The organism is Pseudomonas sp. Leaf59, assembly GCF_920984685.1.
Taxonomy (GTDB): domain Bacteria; phylum Pseudomonadota; class Gammaproteobacteria; order Pseudomonadales; family Pseudomonadaceae; genus Aquipseudomonas.
The window spans coordinates 34,240-48,292 of record NZ_CAKLBR010000024.1 but is presented as its reverse complement, the minus strand read 5'-3'; the positions used below and the strand labels follow the sequence as shown (position 1 = coordinate 48,292).

11 protein-coding genes are annotated in these 14,053 nt (G+C 62.6%); 5 read left to right on the top strand and 6 right to left on the bottom strand.

What is annotated here, in order from left to right; genetic code table 11:
• Positions 1 to 29: 29 nt before the first annotated feature.
• From LUB09_RS21220 to LUB09_RS21210, 3 genes are all read right to left on the bottom strand, one after another.
• Positions 30 to 1,142: an ABC transporter ATP-binding protein gene (locus tag LUB09_RS21220; RefSeq protein ID WP_231423609.1), complete on the bottom strand. Its 1,113-nt coding sequence runs from the start codon at positions 1,140 to 1,142 to the stop codon at positions 30 to 32.
• A 226-nt stretch (positions 1,143 to 1,368) separates the two neighbouring features.
• Entirely contained in the window at positions 1,369 to 1,998 is a 630-nt protein-coding gene (locus LUB09_RS21215) for a response regulator (RefSeq protein WP_003232590.1), read from the bottom strand.
• A gap of 18 nt (positions 1,999 to 2,016) precedes the next feature.
• Entirely contained in the window at positions 2,017 to 4,011 is a 1,995-nt protein-coding gene (locus LUB09_RS21210) for a PAS domain-containing sensor histidine kinase (RefSeq protein WP_231423608.1), read from the bottom strand.
• Positions 4,012 to 4,086: 75 nt separating this feature from the next.
• On the opposite strand from LUB09_RS21210, the gene LUB09_RS21205 reads away from it, so the two are divergent.
• Positions 4,087 to 5,061 (top strand): alpha/beta hydrolase family protein, encoded by a 975-nt coding sequence (locus LUB09_RS21205; RefSeq protein ID WP_209985479.1) that lies wholly within the window; start codon positions 4,087 to 4,089, stop codon positions 5,059 to 5,061.
• 290 nt (positions 5,062 to 5,351) lie between these two features.
• Here the strand turns inward: LUB09_RS21205 and LUB09_RS21200 are convergent, their stop codons facing one another.
• From LUB09_RS21200 to LUB09_RS21190, 3 genes are read right to left on the bottom strand one after another with little or no spacing between them, the layout of a single operon-like run.
• Positions 5,352 to 6,119, bottom strand: a complete 768-nt coding sequence (locus LUB09_RS21200; protein WP_057006680.1) for a TerB family tellurite resistance protein — start codon at positions 6,117 to 6,119, stop codon at positions 5,352 to 5,354.
• 1 nt (position 6,120) lies between these two features.
• Positions 6,121 to 6,795, bottom strand: coding sequence for an N-acetylmuramate alpha-1-phosphate uridylyltransferase MurU (gene murU / locus LUB09_RS21195; protein WP_231423607.1), 675 nt, complete (start codon positions 6,793 to 6,795; stop codon positions 6,121 to 6,123).
• The gene (locus tag LUB09_RS21190) at positions 6,792 to 7,817 is read right to left on the bottom strand and encodes an aminoglycoside phosphotransferase family protein (RefSeq protein ID WP_231423606.1); all 1,026 of its coding nucleotides are present in this window, start codon (positions 7,815 to 7,817) and stop codon (positions 6,792 to 6,794) included. The genes murU and LUB09_RS21190 overlap by 4 nt, the downstream gene beginning before the upstream one ends.
• A 130-nt stretch (positions 7,818 to 7,947) precedes the next feature.
• Here LUB09_RS21190 and LUB09_RS21185 point away from each other — a divergent pair, with 130 nt between their 5' ends.
• The 4 genes from LUB09_RS21185 to rsmA are packed head-to-tail and all read left to right on the top strand — an operon-like array spanning position 7,948 to position 13,835.
• Positions 7,948 to 10,725 (top strand): LPS-assembly protein LptD, encoded by a 2,778-nt coding sequence (locus LUB09_RS21185; RefSeq protein ID WP_231423605.1) that lies wholly within the window; start codon positions 7,948 to 7,950, stop codon positions 10,723 to 10,725.
• The gene (locus tag LUB09_RS21180) at positions 10,706 to 12,040 is read left to right on the top strand and encodes a peptidylprolyl isomerase (RefSeq protein WP_231423604.1); all 1,335 of its coding nucleotides are present in this window, start codon (positions 10,706 to 10,708) and stop codon (positions 12,038 to 12,040) included. Before LUB09_RS21185 ends, LUB09_RS21180 begins: the two co-directional genes overlap by 20 nt.
• A complete protein-coding gene (gene pdxA / locus LUB09_RS21175; RefSeq protein WP_209985499.1) occupies positions 12,037 to 13,026 on the top strand; it encodes a 4-hydroxythreonine-4-phosphate dehydrogenase PdxA in 990 nt (329 codons plus the stop codon). The genes LUB09_RS21180 and pdxA overlap by 4 nt, the downstream gene beginning before the upstream one ends.
• Positions 13,023 to 13,835 (top strand): 16S rRNA (adenine(1518)-N(6)/adenine(1519)-N(6))-dimethyltransferase RsmA, encoded by an 813-nt coding sequence (rsmA, locus tag LUB09_RS21170; RefSeq protein WP_057006674.1) that lies wholly within the window; start codon positions 13,023 to 13,025, stop codon positions 13,833 to 13,835. The genes pdxA and rsmA overlap by 4 nt, the downstream gene beginning before the upstream one ends.
• Positions 13,836 to 14,053 lie beyond the last annotated feature (218 nt).

The window sequence follows — 14,053 nt, the reverse complement described above, 5'->3', positions numbered from 1 at the left end:
CGTGCAGGGTTGGTGAAGCCAGGGGGCGATCAGTTCGCCTCTAGAAGTGGGTCGAGTGCGCGAACGTGCTCGACTTGCCAGCCAATCGGTACCACGTCGCCGACCGCCAGGGCCGGGTCCAGCTCGGCAATCGGTTGTTTCACAAAGAAATCGGTCTTGCCGCAGACCTCCAGGCGCACCCGCACGTGGTCGCCCAGGTAGATGAACTCCACCACGCGCCCGGAGAAACGGTTGACGCAGCGTTCGCTGGTGCCGTTGAGGCTGACGCGCTCCGGGCGCACCGACAGGGTGACGGGGCCGCCGACCTCGCCAACGTTCACCGCCAGCGCCTCGACCTTCTCGCCCCGCGCCAGCTCCACCACGCAACGCTCGCCGGTGTGGCTGTGCAGGCGGCCATTGAGGCGGTTGTTTTCGCCGATGAAGTTGGCGACGAAAGTGTTTTTCGGCTCTTCATACAAGCTGCGCGGCGCGGCGATCTGCTGGATTTCGCCCTGATGAAACACTGCTACGCGGTCGGACATGGTCAAGGCTTCGCCCTGGTCGTGGGTCACGTACACCACGGTCAAGCCGAGGCGCTGGTGCAGGTGCTTGATCTCCATCTGCATGTGCTCGCGCAGTTGCTTGTCGAGGGCGCCAAGGGGTTCGTCCATCAACACCAGCTGTGGCTCGAACACCAGCGCGCGGGCCAGGGCCACGCGCTGTTGCTGGCCGCCGGACAGCTGCGCGGGGTAGCGCTGGGCGAAGGCATCGAGCTGGACCATGCTCAGCACGCGTTTGACCCGTTCGCTGATATCGGTCTTGCTCAACGAGCGTACCGACAAGGGAAAGGCGAGGTTTTCGGCGACGGTCATGTGCGGGAACAGCGCGTAATTCTGGAACACCATGCCGATATCGCGCTTGTGCGGCGGCACGTTGTTGATGGAGCGCCCGGCCAGCTGGATCTCGCCGGCGGTGGGTGTCTCGAAACCGGCGAGCATCATCAGGCTGGTGGTCTTGCCCGAACCGGACGGCCCGAGCAGGGTCAGGAACTCGCCCTTGCGAATCTCCAGGTTGAGGTCCTTGACGATCAGGTTCTCGCCGTCGTAGCTCTTCTGCACGCCACGAAAGCTGACCAGCACATCCTTTGAATCCACCTCGCTCATACCCGCACCTTTGTGTTTTGGACTGCTGTGGCACAAGCGTAGTCCAGGCGCGAGGCCCCGGAAATCGGGGGCCAGGAGAGAATCGCATCAGCCGGACGGAAGGTGGCGGGTAGGGATTGCCCTACACCGATGGCGGGGATGGGACAGTACCGTGGCAAGGCGCGAGCTGCACACGGCAGGAACGGTGCGGCGGTGGTTTTCCGGGTCGTCGTTATTGGGTAAGTCGCTAGAGAAGCTTGTGCTCCATGGCGTACTTCACCAGCTCGGCCAATGAGGTGATATGCAGCTTCTGCATCAAACGCGCCTTGTGGGTGCTGATGGTCTTGTTGCTCAGGGCCAGTTGCTGGGCGATGTCATTGACGTTGGCCCCCTGGGCCAGGCGCTCGAACACCGAAAACTCCCGCTCCGAGAGCAGCGAATGCAACGGCCGCGAGTCGGTGAGGCCGACCTCGAAGACCATCCGGTCGGCCAGGTCCGGGTCGATATAGCGCCCACCCGCCGCCACCTTGCGAATCGCCGCCAGCAGCAGCGCGGGGTCGCTGTCCTTGGTGGCGTACCCTGCCGCACCGACTTTCAGGGCGCGCGCGGCCATTTGGGCTTCGTCGTGCATCGACAGCACCAGGATCGCCGGCGGATCGTTCAGCGCGCGAATACGCGCAATCGCTTCCAGCCCATTGACGCCCGGCATCGAAATATCCAGCAGCACCACTTCGCAGGGCACATGGCGCAAGGTCTCGAGCAACTGCTCGCCGTTGCTGGCCTCGCCAACCACCAGCAGGTCTTTGGCCAGACCGATCAATTGCTTGATGCCCTCTCGAACAATGGTGTGGTCTTCGGCTACCAGTACGCGGATCACAGGGGTTTCCTTTTGTAGTTAGGCATCCAGCGGCACCGTGACACTCAGGGTGGTGCCCTCCCCCAACGCGCTGTCCAGGGTCAACAGCCCGCCCATGATCAGCACCCGCTCGCGCATGCCCACCAGGCCGAACGACACCGGGCGCTCCCCGGTCTGGACGAACCCCACGCCGTCATCGCTGATGCTCAGCCGCAGGGACTCGCCGTCTATCGCCAGGGTCAGTTCGACAGTATGCGCCTGGGCATGGCGCATCACATTGGTCAGCGCCTCCTGCAGGATACGGAACAGGCCGATGGCCTTGGCATCACTCAGGGTCGGCAGGTGTTCCGGCACCTGCACCAGGCAAGGAATCTGCGTGCGCGCTTCGAACCGCCGCGCCTGCCATTCGATGGCCGAGCCGATCCCGGCATCCAGAATCGGCGGGCGCAGGGCCGTGGCCACGTCGCGTACCAGTTGGAATAGTTGGGCGATCAGACGCTTCATGCTGTTCAAGCGCTCATGCAGCCCGGGATCAAGCTGCGCATAGGCCAGCTCGCACATGGAGGTTTCCAGCTTGAGCACCGTGAGCATCTGCCCGAGTTCGTCGTGCACCTCGCGGGCGATACGTGCCTTTTCTTCTTCGCGCACGGTTTCCAGGTGGGCGGAGAGTTCGCGCAATTGCGCTTCGCTTTGCAGCAAGGCAGCCAGGGTGCGGCGCAGTTCGGTGACGTCATTGAGATAGACCACCAGGTATTCGGCCTCGGCAAAGCGCAGAAAACTCAGCGACACCGTGACTGGCACGATGCTGCCATCGGCGCGCGTGCAGTCGGTGGCGAAGTTCTGTGGCGCCTCTTCGTTGGCCCGCGCGCGCTTCCACAGGTTGAGCCAGCGGTCCATGTCCAGCGTGGGATCAAGCGCGGCCAGCGGCCGTTCGATCAGCGCGCCGGGGCCGTAGCCGAGCATGCTTTCGGCCGCACGGTTGGCGTAGCGCACATGGCTGTCCCAGTTGACCCAGAGAATTCCGACGGTGCTTTGATCGATGGAAAACTGCGTCAGCCGCAGCGCTTCAGCGCCGGCGGCGCGGGCGGCACTTTCTTCACGCGCGGCCAGCAGGCTGCGTTCGAGCCCGCGCTGCTGACGGCGCTGCCAAGCCACCAGCGTCAGGCTGGCAAGCAGCAACAGGCCCAGCAGCAGGCAGAGGTTTTGCCACAACCCGGGGGATGCGGACAGGCGTGGATACTGGGGTTGCAGCCAGCGATTGTGCAATTGGTCGAGGTCGCGGGCGGGGATGGCGCGCAGGGCGCTCTGCATGATGCCTGCCAGCTGGGGCCAATCGCGGCGCGTCGCCACCCGCAGCAATTGCGGCAGGCCAACATCGCCCACCACCGCCAACCCGGCGAACTCCGCTTCGCCCGACAGCCGGCTCAACTGCGCTTCGTCCACCACCGCATAGCGGGCCTGCTGACTCACCAACAATTGCAGGGCCTGGCGCTCCATGGGCACGCCTTGCAGATTGAGGCCGGGATAAGTGCTGCGCAGATAATCGGCCACTGCGCTGGGCATGCGCACGGCGATGCGCGAGAGGCTGTCGAGCTTTTCCAGCTCCACCGCACCGCCGCCCTCGCGGATGCCGACGATGTGCTGCGGCACACGCATGTAGGGATCGCTGAACGACCACAGGCGCAAGCCGGCCGGGGTTTGCTGCAAGCCGGGGGCGATATCGATCTCGCCGTCGCGCAGGGCGGTTTCGAGTGACTCCTGAGCAGGAAAATTGCGCCACGACAGCTCGATATTCAGCGCCTTGGCCAGCCATTGCATCAATTCCACATTGGCTCCGGACAAACGCTGCAACCGCCGGTCGTATTGCGCATACGGTGCCTGCAGCACCAGGCCGACGCGCAGTTGCGGATGACGGGCCAGCCATTCCCGTTGCTCGGCATTGAGTTGCGCCTGCGGTACGCCCGGCGCAGGGGCCGCATTGGCGATCAAGGCGAGGCACAGACCGCCGATAAACAGCACACAGCGAAAACCCATGATCACGTCTCACGTCACTGACAAATACTGACCAACCCATTAGGCTGCTGGAATCATTCCGGCCGGGAAGCAACGATGCCATCACCCAACCGCTCAGCAGTGCCAGCATTGTGCCTGTCGCTGTTATTTACCAGCGCCTTTTCTGTCCAGGCCGCCGACGCCCCTGCGCCCGCCGCCGAAAAACCGGCCGAGCGCCAGCCTCTGGTGGAGCGCAGCCAGGAAGAGTCCGCCGCCCTCGAGCGCCAGCTCCCGCGTGGCGAGCAGCAACAACTGCAGGCTGGCAGCGAGTCATTCCTGGCCCTGTGGAAGCCGGCCAACAGCGCCGAAGCCGAAGGTGTGGTGATTATCGTGCCGGGTGCCGGGGAAACGGCGGACTGGCCGCAGGCAGTTGCGCCGCTGCGACGTAAATTGCCGGACGCCAACTGGGGCACGCTCAGTCTGTCGTTGCCGGACGTGAACCTCGACACCCTGCCGCCCCGGGTAATGGAATCCCCCAAGGCCGCCGTTGACACCAGCAGCAAGGAAGGCAGCACCGCCGCCAAGCCGATCGAACAGGCCGCCAGCGCCGAGGCCGAAGGCACCGACCCGGCCGTGGTACCCGGTGCGGATGAACAGGACAAGACCGACGCCAAACGCATCTTCGACCGTATCGACGCCGCCGTGGCCTTCGCCCAGGCCCAGAGCGCGCGCAGCGTGGTGCTGCTCGGCCATGGCACCGGTGCCTGGTGGGCCGCGCGTTACCTGAGCGAGAAACAACCGGCCCAGGTGCAGAAACTGGTGATGGTGGCCGGCAAGACCCCGCCGGCCCGCCAGCCGGACCTGCTGCAACTGGCACCGGCGCTGAAACTGCCGACTGCGGACGTCTTCTATCAAGACAGCGCAGCCGCCAGCAAAAACGCCCTGGCGCGCAGCCAGGCCGCCAAGCGCGCGAAAAATGAGGGTTACAAGCAGGTGTCGCTCAAGACGCTGCCCGGCAACAGCTCGGCCGAGCAGGAGCAGTTGTACCGCAGGGTTCGCGGCTGGCTGAGTCCGCAGGGCAACGCCGACTGACACCACAGAACCAGGTTGAATGCTTAAACCCAGTAGTCAGGGGGCCATTGTGGCGAGCGGGCTTGCCCTAATGCCGTTCAGTTAAGCGCAGATTCCCTGTGGCGAGCAGGCTTGTCCTGCGTTGGGCTGCGCAGCAGCTCCAAAGCCAGGCGCTGAGCCGTATCAGGTACACCGCGTTTTGCTCGATTGGGGGCGCTTCGCACCCCAACGCGGGGCAAGCCCGCTCGCCACAGAGGTCTTCGGTCGGAAGCAACTCCTCCTGTATTCATTGGGTTGTCATTTCGACACTGTCAGCGAAAATCCCGGCGCTCGCGGATCAGCGCATATGCATTGTGCAACTCTCGGGTACGTTCGGTGGCCTCGCGCACTTGCGCGGGGCTGGCGCCTGAGCCAGCGATTTTATCCGGGTGATGGCGGCTGAGCAGGCGACGGTAGGCACGCTTGATCACGGACGGTTCGCTCGTCGCGGTCACCCCCAGAATGCGCAGGGCGTCCTGATAGGCGCCGCCCCGGTTGGCCACCGGCTTGCGCTCCGGCGCATAGTCGGACGCCAGCGCCTGCAGCTGTTGCGGGGTCCAGCCCAGCCATTTACCCCACAGATCAATGAGGTCGCGCTCGGCGTTGTCCGCCTTGCCGTCCGCCCATGCCATGCGCCAGCAGGCGCGCAGCACACCCTCCGCCGCATGGGGCTGGGCCTTGAGCACGCGCAAATAGGTGCGCACCCGGTCGGATCCGGACTTGCCCCGATTAAACGCAGCAATTGCCCGATGCCGGGCCGGCTCGCTCATGTCCAATGCACGCATTTCCTGGCGGGCCTGCTGGATATGCCCATCCACCACGCGGCCGTTGCTTTTGGCCAGGCGGCCCAGCAGCACAAACAACAATTCGTCGTTGCGCAACACCGGGCGCCCACCCAGGCGTTCACGCAACTGTTCCCAGCTTTGCAACTGCAGGCGGCGGTCCAGCGCCTGCCCCAGCAATGCGCCCAATAAAGCCCCCGGAATACTGGCAATGGCATAGCCAGCCCCGGCGCCGATCAGCGTCCCTGGCCACAGCATGCTAGTGCCCCGCTGTCAGCAGGGTTTCGACATGCGCCAGACGCTCCAGCGTGCCGACATCAATCCAGCGTCCCGTCATGTGCTCTCCCGTTACCTGATCCCTGGCCATCGCCTCGCGCAACAGCGGCGCGAGTTTGAAGGCGCCAGCGCTGCAACCCGCGAACAAACGTGGGTCGAGCACTGAAATGCCACTGAAGGTCAGGTTATCGGCACCGGGCGCCGCATCATGAAGCAGGCCGTCATCCAGGCGAAAATCCCCGCCCGATGGGTGATGCGCCGGGTTGTCGACCATCACCAGGTGGGCCAGGCCCTGGATCGGCTGCTTGAGACGGGTAAAGTCGTAGTCGGTCCAGATATCGCCATTGACCACCAGAAACGGCTCATCCCCCAGCAGCGGCAAGGCCTGGAAAATCCCGCCGCCGGTTTCCAGCGGCTCGCCCTCGGCGGAATAACGGATGCGCACACCGAACTGCGCGCCGTCGCCAAGGTAGCGCTCGATCTGTTGGCCGAGCCAGGCATGGTTGATCACGATGTCGGTAAAGCCTGCCCTGGCCAGCGCCTCCAGGTGATATTCGATCAAGCGCTTGCCGCCGGCCTGCACCAGCGGCTTGGGCGTGTGCAGGGTGAGCGGGCGCATGCGTTCGCCCTTGCCGGCCGCCAGGATCATCGCCTTCATAACACGGCCTCGGCCGGCTGGCGCAGGCTGCAAAGCAGCTCACCCAGCGCATCGAGTTCGGGGCGCTCGGCGAGCACGGCTTCTATATAAGCAAAGAAACGCGGCACATCGGCCAGGTAACGCGGCTTGCCGTCGCGGTGGCAGATACGCGAGAAGATGCCGATGACCTTGAGATGACGTTGCACGCCCATCAAATCGCTGGCGCGCAGGAAGTCGTCGAAATCCGCCTGCACCGGGATGCCCAGTTGTACGGCGCGCTCCCAGTAACCGCGCTGCCATTCACGCACGCGGGCCTGGGGCCAACTGAGGAAGGCATCCTTGAACAGGCAGGTGATGTCGTAGGTCACCGGGCCGTAGACTGCGTCCTGGAAGTCGAGCACGCCGGGATTGGGCGTGCTGAGCATGAGGTTGCGCGGCATGTAGTCGCGGTGCACCAACACCTTGGGCTGGGCCAGGGCGCTGTCGATCAGCAGGTCGCTGGCGCGCTGCCAGAGAGCCTGCTGCTGCGGGTCCAGCTCCACACCCAGGTGCCGACGCACGTACCACTCGGGGAACAATTCCAGCTCGCGGCGCAGCAAGGCCACGTCGTAACTGGGCAGCGGCTCGTCCATCGGCAACTGCTGAAAAGCCAGCAAGGCATCGATGGCATCGGTGAACAGGGCGTCGGCATTTTGCGTGTCGATCACGTCAAGAAAGGTCTTTGTGCCCAGGTCATTGAGCAAAAGAAAGCCGCGCGGCAGATCTTCTGCATAAATTTTTGGGACATTTATTCCTGATTTCGCCAGCAAATAAGCGATATCGACGAAAGGTTTGCAGTTTTCCTGAGGGGGTGGTGCGTCCATCACGACCAACGTGCGGCCGCCCCCCTCCCAACGGAAATAACGCCTGAAACTCGCGTCGCTGCTGGCCGCAGTCAATGTGGCCGGGGGTACGGCGCCCCAGTCCTGAGCGTTGAAAAGGATCGGCAACTGCTCATCCAGCCAGACTTCCAGCTGTTGTAAACGTAGATCGTGCTCGGGCATTACAAGGGTCTCCGACGGCGCTAGCCGTCAAGCGGGGCATGCTTTATTATCACGCATCTTTTTCAGACCATCGAGAGGCGTGCGGCCCAAACCGCGGGCAGATGGCACGCAGGAAGCCCGGACTAATAAGATGGCATTGAAATCCCCCGCGTTTCGTAGAAAATTTCCGTTGCTGGTAACCGGCAGTCTGCTGGCCATGCAACCTTTCGCCACCTCATTCGTGGTCGCCGCGGAACAGTATGACTGCTCAGTCTCTGCTTCGGGTGCCTGGGATTGCGCGCCGAAAACCGCCGCCGCCCCATTACCACCGCGCCCGGTGCATGACGGCGCTGCCGTCAGCTCGGCCAACAGCACGGCCCAGGCCGCTGCGGGTGGCACTGCCGAGGCCGAGCCGAAGACGGCGCTGGTCACCGAATCCAAGGGCCGTGGCCTGCGTTCGCGCAGCGCCGACTACAGCCACCTGGACTGGGTGCCGCGCAATAAGCTGACCGCAGCCCAACTGGCCGAAACCGGCCCGTACTGCGGCGGTGCGTACATCGAGCCGATTCGTCCTGGCATGAACGACAAGACGGACAAGAGCGATGCGCCCACCTTCATCGGCGCCAAGGCCTCCCGTTACGAGCAGGAGTCGCAGGTCGCGACTCTCGCCGGTGACGTGGTCATGCGCCAGGGCAGCATGCAGCTCGAATCCCAGGAAGCCAGCCTGTACCAGGCCGAAAACCGTGGCGAGCTGAACGGTAACGTGCGTCTGCGCGACAATGGCGCGCTGATCGTCGGCGACCATGCCGAGGTCCAGCTGGACACCGGTGCGGCGCAAATCGACAACGCCGAGTACGTGATGCACAAGTCGCGTATCCGCGGTAACGCGCTGTACGCCAAGCGTGCCGAAAACGCGATCATCCGTCTCAAGGACGGTACGTACACCACCTGCGAGCCGGACAGCAACGCCTGGCAACTGCGCGGCAACAACATCACGTTGAACCCGGCCACCGGTTTCGGCACGGCCACCAACGCGACGTTGCGGGTCAAGAACATCCCGATCCTGTACACCCCGTACATCTATTTCCCGATCGATGACCGTCGTCAATCCGGCTTCCTGCCGCCGAGCTTCAGCACCGGCAGCGAGACCGGCTTCACCCTGGTAACGCCGTACTACTTCAACCTGGCGCCGAACTACGACGCCACGTTGTACCCGCAATACATGACCAAGCGCGGCCTGTTGATGGAAGGCGAATTCCGCTACCTCACCAAGTCCAGCGAAGGCCAGTTCGGTGGTGCGTACCTGAACGACGACAACAACGAGCGCAGCAAGCAGACCGATTACGAGAAAACCCGCTATATGCTCAATTGGCAGCATAAGGGCGGGTTGGATTCGCGCGTGACAACGCAGGTGGATTACACCCGGATCAGCGACCCTTACTACTTCCAGGACTTGAAGTCCTTTGAAGAAGGCGTTGAGAGCCGTGACGCTCTGAATCAGCAGGGCTCTGTGTCGTATCGCGGTGACAACTACACAGCTCGCCTGAATCTCCAGGCGTACCAGTTGGCGACCATCTCGCAAATCACGCCGTACGACCGCTTGCCTCAGATCACCTTCAACGGTGCACTGCCATACCATCCGGGCGGGCTGAACTTTACTTATGAGACCGAAGCGGTACGTTTTGATCGGGACCTGCAAAACGGTTCCTTCACTGATGAAAACGGCCTTACATCCGCGCGCCTCGACACCTTTGTCACCGGCCTGACCCGTGCAAACGGTACTCGCCTGAACGTGGCACCCGCTGTCGACTACCCGATGAACTGGACTTACGGTTTCATTACGCCAAAGCTTAAGTACGTCTATACCAAGTACGATCTGGACCTCGACACCATCGGCAAGAACACGCTTGCAGCGGGCGATGAGTTCAAAAGTTCTCAAGACCGTGCTGTGCCGATCGCCAGCGTAGACAGCGGCCTGTTCTTCGACCGCAAGACCAACTGGTTCGGCAAAGAATACAACCAGACTCTTGAGCCTCGCGCTTACTACCTCTACGTGCCGAACAAGGACCAGAGCGACATCCCGGTCTTTGACACCAGTGAAAACACGTTCAGCTACGCCTCGCTGTTCCGCGACAACCGCTTCAGTGGCAATGACCGGATCGGCGATGAAAACAAGCTGTCCCTGGGTGTGACCAGCCGCTGGATCGAAGAAAACGGCTTTGAACGTCAGCGTGTGGCCATCGGCCAGGCCCTGTACTTCAAGGATCGCAAGGTTCAACTGCCAGGCATCCTGGCTGCCGACCGTGACGACGCCAAGACCGATGTGTCGCCGATCGCGCTGGACTACGAGTTCCGCTTCAACCGCGACTGGCGCGCCACGGCCGACTATAACTGGGACCCGGTGAGCCACTCGCCACGTTCCGGCAGCGCAATGTTCCACTACCAGCCGGAAGACAACCCGAACAAAATCATCAACCTTGGCTATCGCTATCGTAACGACCAAGTGGTCTACAACCAGTTGACCGGCAAATGGCAGTTCGGTGGTGACTACAGCGTTCCGTCAGACACTGCGAACTACGTGAAGGATTACTACAAAATCCAGCAACACGACTTCTCGATGATGTGGCCGATCATTCCTCAGTGGAACCTGATCACCCGCTGGCAGTATGACTACGCCCGCAACCGCACTCTGGAAGCCTTCGGTGGTTTCGAGTACGACAACTGCTGCTGGAAACTGCGCGTCATCAACCGTTACTGGGTTTCCAACGACGAATACAGCCAGATCGCCCCACTTAACGAAAAGGGTGACCACGGTCTCTTCTTCCAAATCGTTCTCAAAGGACTCGGCGGCCTGACCGGCGCCAAGGTAGAGAGCTTCCTCGACAAAGGCATTGAAGGTTATCGTCAACGTGAAGATCAAGCTTTCTGAGTCTCTGCGCCCGCTCCTGCTGGGCGCGCTGTTCCTGGGTGCCGCATCGGCGCACGCTGCGGTTCAACAGCTGGATAAGGTCGTGGCCATCGTCGATAACGACGTGATCATGCAGAGCCAACTCGACCAGCGCGTCAAGGAAGTCCAGCAAACCATCGCCAAGCGTGGCGGTGGTGTACCGCCGACCAGCGTGCTGGACCAGCAGGTACTGGAACGCCTGATCGTCGAAAACCTGCAACTGCAGATCGGCGAGCGTTCCGGCATCCGTATCTCGGACGAAGAACTGAACCAGGCCGTCGGTTCCATTGCTCAGCGCAACAACATGAGCATCGACCAGTTCCGCGCCGCCCTGGCCCACGATGGTCTTTCCTATGAAGACGCCCGTGACCAGATCCGCCGCGAGATGATCATCAGCCGTGTACGCCAGCGCCGTGTGGCCGAGCGGGTTCAGGTATCCGAGCAGGAAGTGAAGAACTTCCTCGCGTCGGACCTGGGCAAGATGCAGCTTTCCGAAGAACTGCACCTGGCCAATATCCTGATCCCGACCCCGGACAGCGCCAACTCCGAGCAGCTCAACGCCGCCGCCGCGAAAACCCAGGCTATCTATGATCGCCTGAAAGCCGGTGCCGACTTTGCGCAAATGGCCATTGCCCAATCCGGTAGCGACAATGCCCTTGAAGGCGGTGACATGGGCTGGCGTAAAGCCGCGCAACTGCCACCTCCGTTCGACCGTGAGCTGAGCGCCATGCAAGTCGGTGGCATTACTCAGCCGGCCCGTACCCCGGGCGGCTTCATTATCTTGAAGCTGCTGGAACGTCGTGGCGGCGAGACTTCGCTCAAAGACGAAGTGCATGTACGTCATATCTTGGTCAAGCCAAGTGAAATCCGCACCGAGGCGCAAACCAAGGAACTGGCGCAGAAGATCTATGACCGCATCGAAAGCGGTGAAGACTTCGCCACCCTGGCCAAGAGCTTCTCGGAAGACCCGGGTTCTGCCCTCAACGGCGGCGACCTCAACTGGATCGACCCGCGTGCGCTGGTGCCGGAGTTTCAGGACGTGATGGCCAAGACTCCGCAAGGCGTGCTGTCCAAGCCGTTCAAGACTCAATACGGCTGGCACGTACTGGAAGTCCTCGGCCGTCGCGCTACCGACAACACCAACCAGGCCCGCGAGCAACAAGCGCTGACCGTGCTGCGTAACCGCAAGTACGACGAAGAGCTGCAAACCTGGTTGCGTCAGATCCGTGACGAAGCCTACGTGGAAAACAAGCTGCCAGGCGCCGAGCAAACAGGCACCGACCAGGCTACTCAGTGAAACCACAGCGTTTCGCAGTGACACCCGGCGAGCCGGCCGGCATTGGTCCAGACCTGTGCCTGCTACTCGCCTCGCACGCCCAGCCGCATCCCCTGATCGCCATAACCAGCCGCGACCTGCTCCTTGAGCGGGCCGCGCAGTTGGGTGTGGCTGTCACGCTGCTGGACGTGGCGCCGGGCAACTGGCCGGAGCTGCCGGCCCCGGCGGGCAGCCTGTACGTGTGGGACACGCCCTTGCAAGCCAGGGTCATTGCTGGTCAGTTGGACAAGGCCAACGCGGCCTTCGTACTCGAAACCCTCACCCGCGCAGGCCTTGGCTGCCTCAACGGTGACTTCGCCGGCATGATCACCGCCCCGGTGCACAAGGGCGTGATCAATGAATCCGGCATTGCCTTTTCCGGGCATACCGAATTCCTCGCCGAACTGACCCATACCGAACAAGTGGTGATGATGCTGGCCACCCGTGGCCTGCGCGTCGCCCTGGTGACCACGCACCTGCCACTGCGGGACGTCGCCGACGCCATCACCGCCGAGCGAGTGGAGCGTGTGACGCGCATCCTGCACGCCGACCTGCAACACAAATTCGGCATTGCCCGGCCCCGTATTCTGGTCTGTGGGCTCAACCCACACGCCGGCGAAGGCGGCCACCTGGGCCATGAAGAAATCGACATCATCGAACCCACCCTGGAGCGTCTGCGCCAAGAAGGCATGGACCTGCGCGGCCCGCTGCCGGCGGACACTCTGTTTACCCCCAAATATCTGGAGCACTGCGACGCAGTGCTGGCGATGTACCACGACCAGGGACTGCCCGTGCTGAAGTACAAAGGCTTCGGCGCCGCTGTCAACGTGACACTGGGCCTGCCGATCATCCGCACCTCCGTCGACCATGGCACCGCCCTGGACCTCGCGGGCAGCGGCAAAATAGATACCGGCAGCCTGCACGTGGCCCTGGAAACCGCCTATCAGATGGCCGAGACCCGTATATGACCGAGCATTACCAACACCGGGCGCGCAAGCGCTTCGGGCAAAACTTCCTGCACGACGCTGGCGTGATCGACCGCATCCTGCGCTCCATCCACGCCAAGCCAGAAGACCGCCTGCTGGAAATCGGCCCGGGCCAGGGCGCGCTGACCCAAGGCCTGCTGGCCAGCGGCGGCCAGCTCGACGTGGTTGAGTTGGACAAGGACCTGATCCCGATCCTCAACCAGCAGTTCGCCGGCAAGACCAACTTCAACCTGCACCAGGGCGACGCGCTGAAGTTCGACTTCAACAGCCTCAATGCCGCGCCCAACAGCTTGCGAGTAGTGGGCAACCTGCCCTACAACATCTCCACACCGCTGATCTTTCACCTGCTCAACAACGCCTCGATCATCCGCGACATGCACTTCATGCTGCAAAAGGAAGTGGTCGAGCGTCTGGCCGCCGGCCCTGGCGGCGGTGATTGGGGCCGGCTATCGATCATGGTTCAGTACCATTGTCGCGTTGAGCACCTGTTCAACGTCGGCCCCGGCGCGTTCAACCCGCCGCCGAAGGTCGACTCGGCCATCGTGCGCCTGGTGCCCCACGCCGTGCTGCCGCATCCAGCCAAGGATCACAAACTGCTGGAGCGCGTAGTGCGTGAAGCGTTCAACCAACGCCGCAAAACCTTGCGCAACACGCTCAAGGCACTGCTGAGCAATGCCGAAATCGAAGCCGCCGGCGTCGACGGCAGCCTGCGCCCTGAACAGCTGGACCTCGCCGCCTTCGTGCGGCTGGCCGACCAGTTGGCGATCCAGCCTGCGCCAGCAGTGGAATAAGGCTCAAGCCTCGACACAATCCAAATGTGGGAGGGGCTTGCTCCCGATTGCAGAGTGTCAGTCGATGCATGCGTTGACTGATCCGCCGCTTTAGGGAGCAAGCCCCCCCACAATTGAATCCAGTGATGCCAACAGTTGCTCAAAGCCTCCCGGACAGCATGTCTGGCCTAGTGCCCATCTCTTGGCCTAGACTGACCCGCATCTGCTGTCTTCCGCTT

What these genes read in the sequence shown, in the direction of transcription:
- LUB09_RS21220 (WP_231423609.1), bottom strand. Translation starts at nt 1,142, where the DNA reads ATGAGCGAGGTGGATTCAAAGGATGTGCTGGTCAGCTTTCGTGGCGTG.
- LUB09_RS21210 (WP_231423608.1), bottom strand. Translation starts at nt 4,011, where the DNA reads ATGGGTTTTCGCTGTGTGCTGTTTATCGGCGGTCTGTGCCTCGCCTTG.
- LUB09_RS21205 (WP_209985479.1), top strand. Translation starts at nt 4,087, where the DNA reads ATGCCATCACCCAACCGCTCAGCAGTGCCAGCATTGTGCCTGTCGCTG.
- LUB09_RS21200 (WP_057006680.1), bottom strand. Translation starts at nt 6,119, where the DNA reads ATGCTGTGGCCAGGGACGCTGATCGGCGCCGGGGCTGGCTATGCCATT.
- murU (WP_231423607.1), bottom strand. Translation starts at nt 6,795, where the DNA reads ATGAAGGCGATGATCCTGGCGGCCGGCAAGGGCGAACGCATGCGCCCG.
- LUB09_RS21190 (WP_231423606.1), bottom strand. Translation starts at nt 7,817, where the DNA reads ATGCCCGAGCACGATCTACGTTTACAACAGCTGGAAGTCTGGCTGGAT.
- LUB09_RS21185 (WP_231423605.1), top strand. Translation starts at nt 7,948, where the DNA reads ATGGCATTGAAATCCCCCGCGTTTCGTAGAAAATTTCCGTTGCTGGTA.
- rsmA (WP_057006674.1), top strand. Translation starts at nt 13,023, where the DNA reads ATGACCGAGCATTACCAACACCGGGCGCGCAAGCGCTTCGGGCAAAAC.